The sequence below is a fragment of the Streptomyces sp. NPDC002564 genome, assembly GCF_042889645.1.
Taxonomy (GTDB): Bacteria; Actinomycetota; Actinomycetes; order Streptomycetales; family Streptomycetaceae; genus Streptomyces.
In genome coordinates this window covers 637,621-653,379 of record NZ_JBIARE010000001.1, presented here as the reverse complement: position 1 = coordinate 653,379, position 15,759 = coordinate 637,621, and the positions used below count along the sequence as shown (strand labels likewise).

General features: G+C 72.3%; 12 protein-coding genes. 11 read left to right on the top strand and 1 reads right to left on the bottom strand.

What is annotated here, in order from left to right:
* Nucleotides 1-116: 116 nt before the first annotated feature.
* The 5 genes from ACFYXE_RS03010 to ACFYXE_RS02990 all read left to right on the top strand — a co-directional run bounded on the left by ACFYXE_RS03010 (nucleotide 117) and on the right by ACFYXE_RS02990 (nucleotide 6,302).
* Nucleotides 117-953, top strand: a complete 837-nt coding sequence (locus tag ACFYXE_RS03010) for a hypothetical protein (RefSeq protein WP_361180837.1) — start codon at nucleotides 117-119, stop codon at nucleotides 951-953.
* Between the two features lie 16 nt (nucleotides 954-969).
* Nucleotides 970-2,919 (top strand): fumarate reductase/succinate dehydrogenase flavoprotein subunit, encoded by a 1,950-nt coding sequence (locus ACFYXE_RS03005; RefSeq protein WP_389308283.1) that lies wholly within the window; start codon nucleotides 970-972, stop codon nucleotides 2,917-2,919.
* Nucleotides 2,916-3,686, top strand: coding sequence for a succinate dehydrogenase/fumarate reductase iron-sulfur subunit (locus ACFYXE_RS03000; RefSeq protein WP_389308281.1), 771 nt, complete (start codon nucleotides 2,916-2,918; stop codon nucleotides 3,684-3,686). The genes ACFYXE_RS03005 and ACFYXE_RS03000 overlap by 4 nt, the downstream gene beginning before the upstream one ends.
* Nucleotides 3,687-3,821: 135 nt before the next feature.
* Entirely contained in the window at nucleotides 3,822-4,739 is a 918-nt protein-coding gene (locus ACFYXE_RS02995) for a hypothetical protein (RefSeq protein WP_389308279.1), read from the top strand.
* A 423-nt stretch (nucleotides 4,740-5,162) separates the two neighbouring features.
* The gene (locus ACFYXE_RS02990; protein ID WP_389309484.1) at nucleotides 5,163-6,302 is read left to right on the top strand and encodes a LacI family DNA-binding transcriptional regulator; all 1,140 of its coding nucleotides are present in this window, start codon (nucleotides 5,163-5,165) and stop codon (nucleotides 6,300-6,302) included.
* A 61-nt stretch (nucleotides 6,303-6,363) separates the two neighbouring features.
* Here the strand turns inward: ACFYXE_RS02990 and ACFYXE_RS02985 are convergent, their stop codons facing one another.
* Nucleotides 6,364-7,356, bottom strand: a complete 993-nt coding sequence (locus ACFYXE_RS02985; protein ID WP_389308277.1) for an acetylxylan esterase — start codon at nucleotides 7,354-7,356, stop codon at nucleotides 6,364-6,366.
* A 974-nt stretch (nucleotides 7,357-8,330) separates the two neighbouring features.
* Here ACFYXE_RS02985 and ACFYXE_RS02980 point away from each other — a divergent pair.
* The 6 genes from ACFYXE_RS02980 (at nucleotide 8,331) to ACFYXE_RS02955 (ending at nucleotide 15,757) form a co-directional block, all read left to right on the top strand.
* Complete coding sequence (locus ACFYXE_RS02980; protein ID WP_389308275.1) at nucleotides 8,331-9,575, top strand: sugar ABC transporter substrate-binding protein; 1,245 nt, start codon at nucleotides 8,331-8,333, stop codon at nucleotides 9,573-9,575.
* A 9-nt stretch (nucleotides 9,576-9,584) separates the two neighbouring features.
* Entirely contained in the window at nucleotides 9,585-10,529 is a 945-nt protein-coding gene (locus ACFYXE_RS02975) for a carbohydrate ABC transporter permease (protein WP_389308273.1), read from the top strand.
* Complete coding sequence (locus ACFYXE_RS02970) at nucleotides 10,526-11,362, top strand: carbohydrate ABC transporter permease (RefSeq protein WP_389308271.1); 837 nt, start codon at nucleotides 10,526-10,528, stop codon at nucleotides 11,360-11,362. Before ACFYXE_RS02975 ends, ACFYXE_RS02970 begins: the two co-directional genes overlap by 4 nt.
* A 99-nt stretch (nucleotides 11,363-11,461) precedes the next feature.
* Nucleotides 11,462-12,667, top strand: a complete 1,206-nt coding sequence (locus ACFYXE_RS02965; RefSeq protein WP_389308269.1) for a glycoside hydrolase family 1 protein — start codon at nucleotides 11,462-11,464, stop codon at nucleotides 12,665-12,667.
* A gap of 162 nt (nucleotides 12,668-12,829) precedes the next feature.
* The gene (locus ACFYXE_RS02960) at nucleotides 12,830-14,914 is read left to right on the top strand and encodes a TPM domain-containing protein (RefSeq protein WP_389308267.1); all 2,085 of its coding nucleotides are present in this window, start codon (nucleotides 12,830-12,832) and stop codon (nucleotides 14,912-14,914) included.
* A gap of 129 nt (nucleotides 14,915-15,043) precedes the next feature.
* A complete protein-coding gene (locus tag ACFYXE_RS02955; protein ID WP_361176865.1) occupies nucleotides 15,044-15,757 on the top strand; it encodes a PspA/IM30 family protein in 714 nt (237 codons plus the stop codon).
* The last annotated feature ends 2 nt before the right edge of the window (nucleotides 15,758-15,759 follow it).

The window sequence follows — 15,759 nt, the reverse complement described above, 5'->3', positions numbered from 1 at the left end:
CGCCCCGATCGACGCCCCCATCCACGCCCCGGCCCGCGCCGGACCCGCACCGCACCGCACGCCGCACCCACCCGCAGAGCCTCTCCCCGATCCCAGGACGAAGGAGTGGAGCCTCGTTGGCCACCGGCACGGAACCCCAACCGAAGAGCGGACCGGCACCCGGCGGCGGCGTGCGCGACGGCACGCGCGCCGCCATCACCGCTGCCCACCTGCGCACCGACCGCTGGTGGCTGGCGCCCGCGGCGACCGCCGCCGGACTGCTCGCCTTCGTCGTCTACTCGACCTGGCGGGCCTTCGCGAACGCGGACTACTACGCGGCGCCCTACGTGTCGCCGTTCTACTCGCCGTGCGTCGCGGAGAACTGCGAGCCGATGCGCTCGGGGCCCAACTGGGAGATCTTCGGCAGCTGGTGGGGTCTGTCCCCCTCGGTGCTCATCCTGATCTTCCCGCTCGGCTTCCGGCTGACCTGCTACTACTACCGCAAGGCCTACTACCGCGGCTTCTGGGCGTCCCCGCCCGCCTGCGCGGTCGCCGAGCCGCACAAGAAGTACACCGGCGAGACCCGCTTCCCGCTGATCCTGCAGAACATCCACCGGTACTTCTTCTACGCCGCCGTACCGGTCGCGGGCATCCTCACCTACGACGCCGTCCTCGGCTTCCGCGACGAGCACTACGCCTGGGGCCACATGGGCCTGGGCACCCTGGTGCTCCTGGTCAACGTCGTGCTCATCTGGATCTACACCCTGTCCTGCCACTCCTGCCGGCACGTCATCGGCGGCAAGCTCAAGCACTTCTCCAAGCACCCCGTGCGGTACCGCATGTGGCAGTGGACCGGGAAACTGACCGAACGTCACATGCTGCTCGCCTGGACGTCGTTGGCGAGTGTCGCGCTCGCCGACCTCTACGTCTATCTGGTCGCAAGCGGCGTCTTCGACGATCCGCGCTTCTTCTGATGGACGGGGCCTTGTGATGTCTCAAGTGGAGCGGCAGCAGTGGGATGTCGTGGTGGTGGGCGCCGGGGGCGCGGGCCTGCGCGCCGCGATCGAGGCGCGCGAGCAGGGCGCCCGTACGGCGGTGATCTGCAAGTCCCTGTTCGGCAAGGCGCACACGGTGATGGCCGAGGGCGGCATCGCCGCCTCCATGGGCAACGTGAACTCGGGCGACAACTGGCAGGTGCACTTCCGCGACACCCTGCGCGGCGGAAAGTTCCTCAACCAGTGGCGGATGGCCGAGCTGCACGCCCGGGAGGCCCCCGACCGCGTGTGGGAACTGGAGACCTGGGGCGCGCTGTTCGACCGCACCCCGGACGGGCGGATATCGCAGCGCAACTTCGGCGGCCACGAGTACCCGCGCCTCGCGCACGTCGGCGACCGCACCGGCCTGGAGCTGATCCGCACGCTCCAGCAGAAGATCGTCTCGCTGCAGCAGGAGGACTACGAGGAGTTCGGTGACTACGAGGCACGCCTGAAGGTCTTCCAGGAATGCACGGTCACGCGCGTCCTGAAGGAGGAGGGCGACGGCCACGGCGAGGCCGGCCGGGTCAGCGGCACCTTCTGCTACGACCGCGAGTCGGGCCGCTTCTTCGTCCTGGAGGCCCCCGGCGTGATCCTGGCGACCGGCGGCATCGGCAAGTCGTTCAAGGTGACGTCGAACTCCTGGGAGTACACCGGCGACGGGCACGCCCTCGCGCTGCTCGCCGGGGCCCCGCTGCTCAACATGGAGTTCGTGCAGTTCCACCCCACCGGCATGGTCTGGCCGCCGTCGGTCAAGGGCATCCTGGTCACCGAGTCGGTGCGGGGCGACGGCGGAGTGCTCAGGAACTCCGAGGGCAAGCGGTTCATGTTCGACTACGTCCCCGACGTCTTCAAGGAGAAGTACGCGCAGTCGGAGGAGGAGGGCGACCGCTGGTACGAGGACCCCGACCACAACCGGCGCCCGCCCGAACTGCTCCCCCGCGACGAGGTCGCGCGCGCCATCAACGCCGAGGTCAAGGCGGGCCGCGGCTCACCGCATGGCGGGGTCTTCCTCGACGTGTCGACGCGGATGCCCGCCGAGGTCATCCGGCGCCGACTGCCGTCCATGTACCACCAGTTCAAGGAACTCGCCGACGTCGACATCACCGCGGAGGCGATGGAGGTCGGGCCGACCTGCCACTACGTGATGGGCGGCATCGCCGTCGACTCGGACAGCGCGGCCGCCCGCCGCGTGACCGGCCTCTACGCCGCCGGTGAGGTCGCCGGCGGCATGCACGGCTCCAACCGGCTCGGCGGCAACTCGCTGTCCGACCTGCTGGTCTTCGGGCGCCGCGCGGGCCTGCACGCCGCCCGGTACGCCGCCGGGCTCGCCGCCCGGCCCGTGGTGGACGAGGTGCAGGTCGACGCGGCGGCCGCGGAGGCGCTGCGGCCGTTCAGCGCGGAGGGCCCCGAGGACGGGGCGACGCCGGAGAACCCGTACACCCTCCATCAGGAACTGCAGCAGACCATGAACGACCTGGTCGGCATCATCCGCCGGGAGGCGGAGATGGAGCGGGCCCTGGAGAAGCTCGCCGAGCTGCGGGTCCGGGCGCGGCGCGCGGGCGTCGAGGGGCACCGGCAGTTCAACCCCGGCTGGCACCTCGCCCTCGACCTGCGCAACATGCTCCTGGTCAGCGAGTGCGTCGCGCGTGCCGCCCTGGAGCGCACGGAGAGCCGCGGCGGCCACACCCGCGAGGACCACCCGGCGATGGACCGCGAGTGGCGCCGCGCCAACCTGCTCTGCCGGCTCGCCGACCCCAGCGAGGGTCTGGCGGCCACCGACCCCGTACGCGGCCAGATCGACCTGGTCCGCGTGGAGACCGAGCCCATCCGCCCGGACCTGCTCGCCCTCTTCGAGAAGGAGGAGCTGGTCAAGTACCTGGCTGAAGAGGAGCTGTACGAGTGAGTTCGTACGACGCGCAATTCAAGGTCTGGCGCGGGGATCTCGGCGGCGGCGACCTGGAGGACTTCAAGGTCGAGGTCAACGAGGGCGAAGTCGTGCTCGACATCATCCACCGCCTGCAGGCCACCCAGGCGCCCGACCTCGCGGTGCGCTGGAACTGCAAGGCGGGCAAGTGCGGTTCCTGCTCGGCGGAGATCAACGGCAGGCCGCGGCTGATGTGCATGACCCGCATGTCGGTCTTCGGCCGCGACGAGGTCATCACGGTGACGCCGCTGCGCGCCTTCCCCGTCGTCCGCGACCTGGTGACCGACGTCGGCTTCAACTACACGAAGGCGCGCGAGATCCCGTCCTTCGTGCCGCCCGCGGGCCTCGGCCCCGGCGAGTACCGCATGCAGCAGGAGGACGTGGACCGCCCGCAGGAGTTCCGCAAGTGCATCGAGTGCTTCCTGTGCCAGGACACGTGCCATGTGGTGCGCGACCACGAGGAGAACAAGACGGCCTTCGCCGGACCGCGGTTCCTGATGCGGGTCGCCGAGCTGGACATGCACCCGCTGGACGGAGCGGCCGACTCGGGCCTCGACCGCAAGCGGACCGCACAGGAGGAACACGGCCTCGGCTACTGCAACATCACCAAGTGCTGCACGGAGGTGTGCCCCGAGGGCATCAAGATCACGGACAACGCGCTGATCCCCCTCAAGGAACGCGCCGTTGACCGCAAGTACGACCCACTGGTGTGGCTGGGGAACAAGATCCGGCGACGGGGGGATTGAGGGGGCGGGTGTGCGTGAGGGGGCGGGTGTGCGTGAGGGGGCGGATGTGAGCGTGGGGTCGGGTGTGAGCGTGGGGTCGGGTGGTGTTGCCGGACTTTCGGTCCGGCGCGGATCCGCTGTGCCACACTGCCGCGCATGCGCGTATCGAGCCGCTCCCGTCTCCTGTCCGCCCTGCTGATCACGGGTGCCCTCGGGGCCGGAGCCGCCGGCTGCTCGCTCCCGGGCGGCGGGGACGGCGCGGGCGACGGCACGGGACTCGAGCACGCCCTCGACGCGGTGCCCGCGTCCGCGGCCGACCAGCCGGTGACGTACCGCGACGTGCGCACCGCACGCCGGCTCGTCGCCGAGGACCCCTCCCTCTACCGGAGCCTGGACGGCCTCGGGATCGTCGAGGTCGCCCAGCACGGCTACACGGGCCGCAGCGTGCGCGCGGACTGGGGGTTCGACGCGAAGGGCGTCCGCACGTCGCTCCTGATCGGCGCCGACTCCCTGCTGATCGGGGAGTTCGACACGGACGCGGTCGACCAAGCGATGAAGAAGCAGGGGTACCGGGCCACCGGCACGGACGACGGCACCCGGTACAAGAAACCGGGCGGGGCGGACACGTACGAGGTGTCCGGCTCGGCCCGCGCCGCCAAGCGCTCCGACACCCCGCTCGGCCTCTCGGTGTCCGGCAGGTCCCTGCGCGACGACGAGGCGTACGCCGCGGTCACCGACTGCCTGGGCGACGTGTACGAGGCCTCGTACTACGCGAAGCGGGAGGACGCGGACGCCGTCCTGTTCGCGATCGGCGGGCGGCTCGCCAAGGACGGCAAGTCGTCGTCGGAGACGCTCTGCGTGCGCACCGCGTCGGGCAAGGCGGCCGCCGCGACGGCCGCGGTGCTGCGCAAGAAGACGGCGCCCGGCGAGCGGTACGCGGGCTCGAAGGTGACCGTCGGCGAAGGCGCCACTCCGGTCGTCTCCATGACGTGGAAGAACCGCGCCGCGTCGGGCCTGCGCCCCGGCGACAACGACAAGACCATGGAACTGCCGGGGTTGTTGGTGTGGGGGTAGCGGAGCCGGCGGGGCCCTCCGCGACGGCTCGGTGAGCTTCGTCCCGACCCGGCCTTCGGAGGGGGTAGCGGAGTCGGCGGGGCCCTCCGCGACCGCTCGGTGAGTCTCGTCCCGACCCGGCCTTCGGAGGGGGTAGCGGAGTCGGCGGTGCCCTCGGCGACCGCTCGGTGAGTCTCGTCCCGACCCGGCCTTCGCTCCTGCCACGCCCGGCGTTCCTCGTGCGCTCCCCCGTGCCTTCCCGCGCCCCTGACCGGGCGCCGTCCCACCTGCGTCCCGCCCCGTTCCGGCCGACGCGCGCGCACGGGCCCGCCTTGCTCGCGGTCGCGGTACGCGCCTAGTGTGAATGCGCTTTCAGAACGGATGGCCGGGACGAGTGACCGGGAAGAGAATCAGGCGGGCGGTCGGGTGAGCACAACTCCCACGGTGTACGACGTCGCCGAGCGGTCGGGCGTCTCCATCGCGACGGTGTCGCGGGTCTACCGCAATCCGGACTCGGTCCGCGAGGCGACCCGGGAGCGGGTCCTCACCGCGGCCCGCGAGCTCGGCTACGTGCCCAGCGGGAACGCCCGGGGGCTCGCCAGCCGCTCCACCGAGGTGCTCGGCCTCTGCTTCCCCGACCTGTCGGACCCGGACACCGAGACCGAGGCCGCCGCGGCCGACGCCGACGACGACCACGCCTTCATGCTCTACTCCGACCAGATCATCCGCGGCATGGAGCGGGCCGCCCGCCGGCACGGGTACGCGCTCCTCATCGCCGCCTCGCTCAAGGGCGGCCCGGAGAGCCTGGTCGCGAAGGTCGCCGGGCGCGTGGACGGGTTCGCCGTGCTCGCGCGGACCGTGCCCACCGAGGACCTCGACGTCATCTCGCGGCGGCTGCCGGTGGTGATGCTCGCCGGGCCGCGCGAGAACGACGAGCTGGACCACCTCGACCACATCGAGGTCGCCAACGCCGACGGCCAGCGCGACCTGACCCGTCACCTCATCGAGGACCACGGGCTGCGGCGCCTCGCCTTCGTCGGCGGCGAGGAACGCTCGCCGGACGCGCAGGCGCGGTTCCGCGGGTACCAGGAGGCGTGCCGGGACGCGGGGCTTCCCGTACGTGCGGAGCCCGATCTGCGGACCGAGATGATGACGCAGGCGGAGGGGGCGCGGGCCGCGGACGCGCTGCTCGACCGGGCGGTCGGGGGCGGGGCGGGGGGCTCCGGGGGCGGTGGTTTTGGGGCCGGTGGTTTCGGGGCGGGTGGTTTCGGGGCGGGTGATGATCACGCGGCGCCCGAAGCGATGCTCTTCGCCAATGACCAGATGGCCATCGGGGCGCTGCACGCGCTGGAGCGGCGCGGGGTGCGGGTGCCGCAGGACGTGGCCGTCACCGGGTTCGACGGGATTCCGCTCGGCCGGCTGGTGCGGCCCGCGCTCACCACCGTGCGGCAACCGATGCGGCGGCTCGGCGAGGAGGCGGTCGAACTCCTCGTACGGCGGCTCGGCGGGGAACGGGACCGGGAGCCCGTCGATCTCATGCTGCCGGTGGATGTGGTGCGGCGGGGCAGTTGCGGGTGCGGGTAGCTGGGCGTGGGGGCGAGTGCGGGTAGCTGGGCGTGGGGGTCAACGCAGGGGTCGCTCCGCGTCACGTGAGCGTTCTCTCGAAGAACGCCCTGCTCGCCTTTGACAGCGCCTGCGTCTGCTCGCGCATCCCCTCGTACGCGAAGTGGCCCGCCTCCAGGACGTGCAGGTCGCGCGGGCCCGCCAGCGCGTTGTGCACCGCGAACTGGCCGGGCGGCGGGACCGCCGGGTCGAACAGCGCGGGAGCCGTGAGGGTCGGTACGCGCAGGTGCGCGGCCGCCGTCGCCGCGTCGAAGTAGCGCAGGACGTCGGCGACTTCGGGGTGCTCACGGTGGTACGTGCGCACCGCCTCGCCGCTGCCGGTGCACGGGAGCGTCAGGCGCAGGGGGTGGTTGCCGAAGGTGGGGACCGTCAGGTGGGCCGCGGCGAAGCGGTCGTCCCAGGGGAGGGCGAGGGCGCCCAGTCCTCCGCCGAAGCTCTCGCCCAGGTAGCCGAGGCGGGGGCCCGGCCCGGGGGTGGCCGCCAGGCCGGGGAACAGTTCCAGGAGTGCCGACGCCGCGCACCAGAGGTCGGCGACGCAGTCCGCGATCACGTACGTGTCGCGGGACGAGATGCCGTGCAGGACGTGGGCGTCGGACCGGGCGGGGATGCGGGGGTGCCGGGACCGGGTCGCCATGCCGCGTACGCAGGGCAGGAGCGTGGCGGAGTGGGGCAGGGGCGGGGGGAGGTCGGGGCCGGGGGCGTCGCGTCCGCCGTAGCCGTGCCCGATCACGAACCCGTGGGCCGGGGGCTCTTCTTCGGCGGGTACGCCCAGCCAGCCGCCGAGCCGCAGACCGCCGACCGAGGTGTACGTGACGCCGTACACGCGCTGCCCGTCCCGCTCGTCCTCCAAGGGGCCGACGACGGGGGCGGTGGCGACGGCGCGGGCGGCGGTGTACCGCTTCTGCCAGAAGGTGGCGAAGTCGGGTGGGGGCGGGGGTGCGGGGGTGGTGAGGAGGTCGTCGAGGGCGTGGCCGTGGGTGGGGTCGAAGGGGAAGGGGTGGGCGAACGCGGGCATGCGGGCGACCCTAACGAGGGCGCGGGGCTGGCCTTGGGCGGGGTTCGCCTTCTCTTCGGTGGGTGGGGCGGGGCCGCGGGGGTATGTGCGTACTCGCTATCCCTGCGCCCCGCTGCACGAACAAAGACGCCATTGTTTCCTCGGTGCTCCGTGCGCACATACCCCCACGTCCCCTCCGGTGCGCTTGCGGGTGCGGCCCGGTGGCACACCGCCCACGGGCACGGCCCGGTGACACGTCGATCGCGGGTGCGGCCCGGTGACACGTCGGTCTCGGGTGCCACCCGGTGGAGGTTGTCCCGTGAGTCCCCTCAACCGAAGGGGCGCAGGTAAGCCCGCAAGCCCCCCCCCGACCGAAGAGGCGAGGGTTGGTCCATAGGTCCCCTCGACCGAGGAGGCCGGTGTGAGCCCGCAAGCCCCCCCGACCGAAGAAGCGGGGGCGATCCCGCAAGCCCCCTCGACCGAAGAGATGGGGGGAGTTCACCACCCACCCGCCCCCACCCGGCACGAGGGCGGGACTCGCCCACCCACCACCGCCCGGCACGAGAGCGGGACTCGCCCACCCACCACCGCCCGGCGAGAAGGCGGGACTCACCCGCCCCTGCTCCCGCCGCACGGCGCGGGGTAAACGGGTGGGCGGGTGGGAGGTATCCGCCGCGCAGCGGCGGGTCTGTTGCAGGCCACAGGGGGGAGCAGAGGGCCCCACACACAAGCCCCCACCCCCGGCGATCCACCGCGCAGCGGTGGAACAGGGAGCCGTACCCAGGGATGAGGCGGGCGCCACATTTCGGGGCGGGAAGGGAGAATTCCGCTTACGTTGCCCTGGGGCCCCGCCCCCACCCGCGTTACGGGAGTGTGACCAAGACCCCCTTGCGGCCCCCCGGGCCCCTGTCACAGAGTGATGTATGCGCTTACAGGCAGCGCATACATCCGGCGCCGCAAGGCCCGGACCCCGGGAGCTCAAGGAGGAGCCGTCCATGCACCGCGCCGCCAGAACCGCTTCGGCCGCCCTCGCACTCGCGACCGCGTGCGCCGTCACCGCGTGCGGCAGCTCCGCCGGTGGCGACGTCGCCGCCGACAAGAAGCAGACGCTCACCGTCTGGGCCATGGGCGCCGAGGGCGAGAAGCTCGCCGAGGTCGCCACGGCGTACCAGAAGGCGAATCCGCACATCACCGTCAAGGTGACCCCCGTCGGCTGGGACGTCGCCCACCAGAAGCTGGTCTCCGCGGCCGCCGCGGGCAAGCTGCCCGACGTGGCCCAGATGGGCGGCAGTTACATGGGCGAGTTCGCCGAGCTGGGCGTCCTCGAACCGGTCGACACGAAGGTCTTCGACGAGAAGGACTTCTTCCCGGCGGGCTGGCAGCAGGGCGAAGTGGACGGCACCGCGTACGGCGTGCCCTGGTACGTGGACACCCGCGTCCTCTACTACCGCACCGACCTCGCGAAGAAGGCCGGCGTCGACGAGCCGCCCGCCGACTGGAAGGCCCTGCGCGAGACGGCGACCGCCCTGAAGGAGAAGGCGGGCAGCAAGTGGGGCATCTACCTGCAGCCGCGCGGCCTGGACACCGTGCAGTCCTTCTACCCCTTCCTGTACTCGGCCGGCGGCGAGATCGTCGACGAGGACGGCAAGGCCGTCATCGACAGCCCGGCGGCGGTCAGGGCCTTCGAGGAGTACGGGGCGTACGCGAAGGACGGGCTCAGCACCAAGAGCGCGCAGCCCGGCTACGACCCGCTGAAGGACTTCAACACCGGTGACGTGCCGATGTTCTTCTCCGGCCCCTGGATCGCCACGCTGATCGAGGACCAGTACCCGGACCTGAAGGGCAAGTGGGCCGTCGCCCCGGTGCCCGCCGACGAGACCTCCACCTCGATGGCCGGCGGCTCCAGCCTCGCGATCTCCAAGGACAGCGCGCACAAGGCGGCCGCCAAGAAGTTCATCGGCTACCTGACGGATGCCAAGGGCCAGGCCGACTGGTACGAGCGGACCAGCGACCTGCCCGCCAACACCGCGGCCTGGGAGAGCGGCGAACTCGCCGAGGACCCGCGCCTGCAGGTCTTCAAGAAGCAGATGGAGACCGCCAGGACGTCGCCCGCGCTGCCCAACTGGACCGAGGTGACCTCCAAGGTCGACGCGGCCCTGGAGTCGGTCACCCAGGGCAAGGCCTCCGCCGAGGACGCCGCCGGCAAGGCGCGGTCCGAGGTCGAGACCCTCGTGAAGTAGGCGGCGACCATGAGCACCACCACAGCGAAGACCGCGGGCGCGGCACCGGCCGGCACGAGGCGCGGGCGGGGTTCCCTGGGCGTGCAGAACGTCGCCGGGTGGCTCTTCTCCACCCCGTTCCTCGTCCTGTTCACCGTCTTCATGGCGTTCCCCATCGTGGCCACGCTCGCGATGAGCTTCACCGACTTCGGGCTGCGCAACGTCACCCGGCCGTGGGAGGCGAACTTCATCGGCCTGGAGAACTACACGAAGCTCTTCGGCGACGAGAAGTTCCTGACGTCCCTCTTCAACACCGGTTACTTCGTGGTGATCGGCGTGCCGCTCACCCTTTTCCTCGGACTGCTCGTGGCGGTCCTGCTGAACAACGGGATCGACCGGGCGCGGACCTTCTTCCGCGTCGGCTTCTACGCGCCGGTGGTCACCTCCATCGTCGCCGTGGCGGTCGTATGGCGCTTCGTGCTCGATCCGAGCGACGGGCTGATCGCCGGGTTCTGCGCGGAACTCGGATTCACCGCACCGGACTTCCTCGGGAGCGAGACGCTCGCGATGCCCTCCCTCATCGCGATGGCGGTGTGGCGGAACCTCGGGACCGTGATGGTCCTTTTCATCGCCGGGCTCCAGGCCATTCCCACGGAGGTGCGGGAGGCGGCCAGGCTCGACGGCGCGGGCGGCTGGCAGGAGTTCCGCCGCATCACCGTCCCGCTGCTGAGGCCCACCCTCCTGTACGCCACGGTGATCACCACGATCGGCTATCTCAATGTCTTCGAGGAGCCGTTCGTGATGACGCAGGGCGGCCCGTCCGACTCCACGCTCACCGTTTCGCTGAACATGTACCGCGAGGGCTTCAACTTCTTCCACATGGGTTATGCCAGCGCCATGGCGTACGTCCTGTTCGTGGTGATCATGGCCGTCACGGTGCTCCAGCTCCGACTGCTGAAGGACAACACCACATGAGCGCCCGATCCGCGGTGGTGCGGAAGCCGCTCGTCTACGTGCTGCTTTCCGTCGCATTGTTCGTCATGGCCGCGCCCTTTCTGTGGATGGCGCTGTCCGCCTTCAAGACCTCGAAGGACCTGACCGCGAGTCCGCCGGTGTGGATTCCCGCCGAATGGACTCTCGACAGCTTCCACCGGCTGCTCGACAAGCTCGATCTGCCGCTGTACTTCATGAATTCGGTGATCGTGGCCGTGCTGGTCACCGTCGCGAACCTGGTCTTCTGCTCGATGCTCGGCTACGCCCTGGCCAAGCTGCGCTTCGCGGGCCGCAACAAGATCTTCGGCCTGGTGCTCGGCGCGCTGATGGTGCCCGGCAACCTGATGCTGCTGCCGCTGTTCGTACTGATGAGCAAGTTGCAGCTGATCGATTCGTACGCCGCGCTCGTGCTGCCGTTCGCCGCGGGGGCCTTCGGGGTCTTCCTGATGCGGCAGTTCATGCAGTCGATCCCCGACGAGCTCCTGGAAGCGGCGCGGATGGACGGCGCGAGCGAGTGGTACATCTTCTGGCGGATCGTGATGCCGCTGGTCAAGCCCGCCCTCGCGACCCTGTCGATCTTCACGTTCCTCGGGTCCTGGAACAACTTCGTGTGGCCGCTGATCGCCACCAACGACCCCGACAAGTACACGCTCCCGGTGGCGCTCGCCACCTTCGCGACCGACCCCAACAAGTCGTCGGGATCCAACGGGATGCTGATGGCCGGGGCGTTCCTGATCGTGCTGCCGGTCCTGGTCGTCTTCGCCGTTCTGCAGCGGTACTTCACCCAGGGCATCGCCACCGCCGGCATGAAGTAGCCCCGCCGCCCCTCCCCCGCTCCGTAAGCACGCCGTACGCACTCCGCACGCACGCCGTACGCACTCCGTACGCACTCCGCACGAGAAAGACATCTCGCGATGACGCACACCCCGGTTCCGTTCCCCGAAGGCTTTCTGTGGGGGGCCTCCACCGCGGCCCACCAGATCGAGGGCAACAACACCGACAGCGACTGGTGGGTGAAGGAGCACACCGCGGGCACCCACATCCAGGAGCCGAGCCTGGACGCCTGCGACAGCTACCACCGGTGGCCCGAGGACATGGACCTGCTGGCCGGACTCGGTTTCACCGACTACCGGTTCAGCATCGAGTGGGCCCGCATCGAGCCGGTCGAGGGGCAGTTCTCCCGGGCGGAGCTCGCGCACTACCGGCGGATGGTCGAGGGCGCCGTCGCACGCGGTCTGCGCCCCATGGTGACGCTGCACCACTTCACCGTGCCCCAGTGGTTCGAGGCGCGCGGCGGCTGGACCGCCGAGGGGGCCGTGGAGCTCTTCGCGCGGTACGTCGCCGCGTGCGCGCCCGTCATCGGGGACGGCGTGCCGTACGTGTGCACCATCAACGAGCCGAACATGATCGCCGTCATGGCGGGCCAGGCCAAGCGCGGCGACCTCGGCTTCCCGCCCGCGGGCCTGCCGACCCCGGACGAGGAGACCACCCTCGCCGTGATCGCCGCCCACCACGCCGCCGTCCGGGAGGTCCGGGCGATCGACCCCGCGATCCGGGTCGGCTGGACCGTCGCCAACCAGGTCTACCAGGCGCTGCCCGGCGCCGAGGACGTCACCGCCGCCTATCGCAGGCCGCGCGAGGACGTCTTCATCGAGGCCGCCCGCGGCGACGACTGGGTCGGCGTGCAGTCCTACACCCGCACCCGGATCGGCCTCTCGGGCCCGGTCCCCGCGCCCGAGGACGCCGAGCGCACGCTGACGCAGTGGGAGTACTACCCGGCGGCCGTCGGCGAGGCGCTGCGGCACACCGCCGCGGTCCTGGGCGACGCGGACATCCCGCTGATCGTCACCGAGAACGGCATCGCCACCGACCGCGACGAGCGCCGCGTCGACTACTACCGAGGCGCCCTGCACGAGGTCGCCGCCTGCCTGGAGGACGGCCTCACCATCGGGGGCTACCTCGCCTGGAGCGCCCTGGACAACTACGAGTGGGGCTCGTACAAGCCCACGTTCGGGCTGATCGCGTGGGACCGCGAGACGTTCGCCCGTACGCCCAAGCCGTCCGCGCACTGGCTGGGCGCGCTCGGCCGCACCCGCGAGCTGCCGCGCCTGGCCGGATAGCCCGCCGGCACCTCCCGAGCCCGGGGGCCGGCCGCACCTGACGGCGGCCGGCCCCCGCATCACCCCGGCCCCGGGCGGCGGGCGGGATCCGGGCCCCGGCAGCCCCGGGGTCGGCTCCCTCCCAGGTCGCGGGGCCCCGCGTACCGCCATACGCTCCCCCATGTGACGCCGTCCCCGCGCAGGGCCACCGTGCGGGCGGCAGCGGCCGCGGTGGCCCTGCTGCTCGGCTGGCTGCTGTCGCTCGGCCCGCCCGCGGCGGCCGACGACCCGGTCACGCTCTCCCGCACCGGCCGGCTCACCGACCGGACGGACGCCCTGGGCGACCGCAAGAGCGCGGCCCGGCAGGCCGTCGACCGGCTCTACGACGACCGCGGGATCCAGCTCTTCGTCGTCTACGTACGCGACTTCTCCGGCCGCTCCGCGCAGAGCTGGGCCGACGCCACCGCCGAGCGCAACGGCCTGGGGCTCGACGACGTGCTGCTGGCCGTCGCCACCCACGACCGCCAGTTCGCCTACTCCGTGGAGGAGGACTCCCGGCTCACCGACGCCCAGCTGCGGGACGTGGCCACCACCGCGATCAGGCCCGCGCTGCGCGAGAACGACTGGGCCGGGGTCGCCGTCGGCGCCGCGAACGGCTACCGCGCGGTGCTCGCGGGGCAGCCCGTGCCCACCCCCTCGGTCACCCCGGGCCCGGCCGACCCCGGCGCGGGCGGCGACGCGTCCGTCGCCGGTGACCTCGTGCTCCCGGTGGCGGCGGCCTGCGCGGCCGGGGTCGTCGCGACGGTGGCGTACAAGCGGCGCAGGAAGCGCGCCACCACCCGCACGACACCGGGCGGCGGCTGGGGGCAGGCCGCGGGCACGGACCTCACGCCGCTGCCCGAGCTCGACAAGAAGGCCCGGCTGCTGCTCGTGGAGACCGACGACGCGGTCCGCACCAGCACCGAGGAGCTCGGCTTCGCGACCGCCCAGTTCGGCGAGGACGCGGTCAGGCCCTTCGGCGAGGCGCTCACGTACGCGAAGGCCGAGCTGACGGCCGCCTTCCGGCTGCGCCAGCAGCTCGACGACGCCTTCCCCGAGGACGACGCCACCCGGCGCCGGATGCTGGACGAGATCGTCGCGCGCTGCACGGAGGCGGGCCGCAGGCTGGACGCCGAGACCGCGGGCTTCGACGAACTGCGCGCCCTGGAGAAGAACGCCCCGCAGGCCCTGGAGCACGCCGAGACGGTGTTCCGGCAGGTCGCGGGGCGTACCGGGGCGGCGCAGGAGACCCTCGCCCGGCTGCGCGGGACGTACGCGCCGACCGCGTCGGCCGCCGTGCTCGGCCACGTCGAGCAGGCCAAGGACCGGCTGGTCTTCGCCACCACGCACCTCAACCGGGCGCGGCAGGGCCTCGACGCGGGCGACCGCGGCCGGGCCGCCGTCCATCTGCGCGCCGCCGAGGGCGCCGTCGACCAGGCGGGCACCTTCGTGGACGCCGTCGACCGCCTCGGCGCCGAGCTCACCCGGGCCGCGGAGCAGCTGCCGGGCGCGCTCACCGAGGCCGAGACCGACCTCGCCGACGCGCGCGGCCTCCTCGAAGGCACCGCGCAGGGCGTCTCCACCGCCGGGCTGCGGGGCCGGGTCGCCCGCGCGGAGGCGGTCCTCGCCGAGGTGCGCGCCCAGGTGTCCGCGGGCCCCTACGACCCGCTCGACGCCCTGCGCCGCGTCGAGGAGGCCGACTCGGCGCTCGACGAGGCGCTCGCCGGGGCCCGCGAGCGCGAGGTCACCGACCACCGCGCGCGGACGCTGCTCTCCCAGGTGCTGCTCACCGCGCGCAGCGCCGTGGGGGCGGCCGCGGACTACGTCACCACGCACCGCGGCGCGGTGGGCAGCGAGGCGCGGACCCGCCTCGCGGAGGCGCAGCGCCATCTCGCGCAGGCGCAGGCCGCCGGGGACGACGCCACGACCGCGCTCGCCGAGGCCCAGCAGGCCGACGCGCTGGCCCGGCAGGCGCAGCAGCTCGCGGAGCGGGACGTGCGCGGCTACGGCAACCCGTACGACGGTCTCGGCGGGGGTGGCGGCCGGGGCGGCGGCATGGGCGGCGCGGTCCTCGGCGGGATCATCCTGGGCGAGCTGTTCGGCGGCGGCGGGCGTCGGGGCGGGGGCGGGTTCGGGGGCGGTGGCTCCGGCGGCGGGTTCGGCGGCGGGCCCGGCAGCTTCGGCGGGGGCGGCACGCGGGGCCGCAGGGGCGGGGGCGGCAGGTTCTGAGGCCCCTTCCGCGACCTTCCGCGACGGCGTACCCGGCGTACGTGACGTGCCCGACGACGCACACGACTCCCCCGTAGCAGGCGCATACCCCGCACACCCCGCTCCATGGAGACCAAGGAGATCGAGGCCATGACGAAGCAGACCATCCTCGGCCGTGTCGCCCAGCTCGCCAAGGCGAACATCAACGCGCTCATCGACCAGGCCGAGGACCCGCAGAAGATGCTCGACCAGCTGATCCGCGACTACTCGGGCAACATCCGGGAGGCGGAGGAGGCGGTCGCGACCACCATCGGCAATCTGCGGATGCTGGAGGCGGACCACCGCCAGGACCGGGAGGCGGCCGACGAGTGGGGCGGCAAGGCGCTCGCGGCGAGCCGGAAGGCGGACGAGCTGCGGGCGGACGGGAACGCCGTGGAGGCCGACAAGTTCGACCGGCTCGCCAAGGTGGCGCTCGGGCGGCAGCTGCAGGCCGAGAAGGAGGCGAAGGACGCGGAGCCGACGATCGCCTCGCAGACCGAGGTCGTGGACAAGCTGACGTCCGGGCTCGACCGGATGAAGACGAAGCTGACCGAACTGCAGTCGCGGCGCGATCAGTTGGTGGCGCGCGCGAAGACCGCCGAGGCGCAGAACCAGATGATGGACGCGGCGCAGAACATCGACGTCCTCGACCCGACCAGCGAGCTGAGCCGGTTCGAGGAGAAGGTGCGGCGCGAGGAGGCCCGGGCGCTCGGCAAGCAGGAGCTGGCCGCCTCCTCGCTCGACGCGCAGTTCGAGGAGCTGGACCAGCTGGGCGACGAGGCGGAGGTCACCGCCCGCCTCGCCGCTCTCAAGGCGACCACGTGAGC

What these genes read in the sequence shown, in the direction of transcription:
- ACFYXE_RS03005 (WP_389308283.1), top strand. Translation starts at nt 970, where the DNA reads ATGTCTCAAGTGGAGCGGCAGCAGTGGGATGTCGTGGTGGTGGGCGCC.
- ACFYXE_RS02995 (WP_389308279.1), top strand. Translation starts at nt 3,822, where the DNA reads ATGCGCGTATCGAGCCGCTCCCGTCTCCTGTCCGCCCTGCTGATCACG.
- ACFYXE_RS02985 (WP_389308277.1), bottom strand. Translation starts at nt 7,356, where the DNA reads ATGCCCGCGTTCGCCCACCCCTTCCCCTTCGACCCCACCCACGGCCAC.
- ACFYXE_RS02980 (WP_389308275.1), top strand. Translation starts at nt 8,331, where the DNA reads ATGCACCGCGCCGCCAGAACCGCTTCGGCCGCCCTCGCACTCGCGACC.
- ACFYXE_RS02975 (WP_389308273.1), top strand. Translation starts at nt 9,585, where the DNA reads ATGAGCACCACCACAGCGAAGACCGCGGGCGCGGCACCGGCCGGCACG.
- ACFYXE_RS02970 (WP_389308271.1), top strand. Translation starts at nt 10,526, where the DNA reads ATGAGCGCCCGATCCGCGGTGGTGCGGAAGCCGCTCGTCTACGTGCTG.
- ACFYXE_RS02965 (WP_389308269.1), top strand. Translation starts at nt 11,462, where the DNA reads ATGACGCACACCCCGGTTCCGTTCCCCGAAGGCTTTCTGTGGGGGGCC.
- ACFYXE_RS02955 (WP_361176865.1), top strand. Translation starts at nt 15,044, where the DNA reads ATGACGAAGCAGACCATCCTCGGCCGTGTCGCCCAGCTCGCCAAGGCG.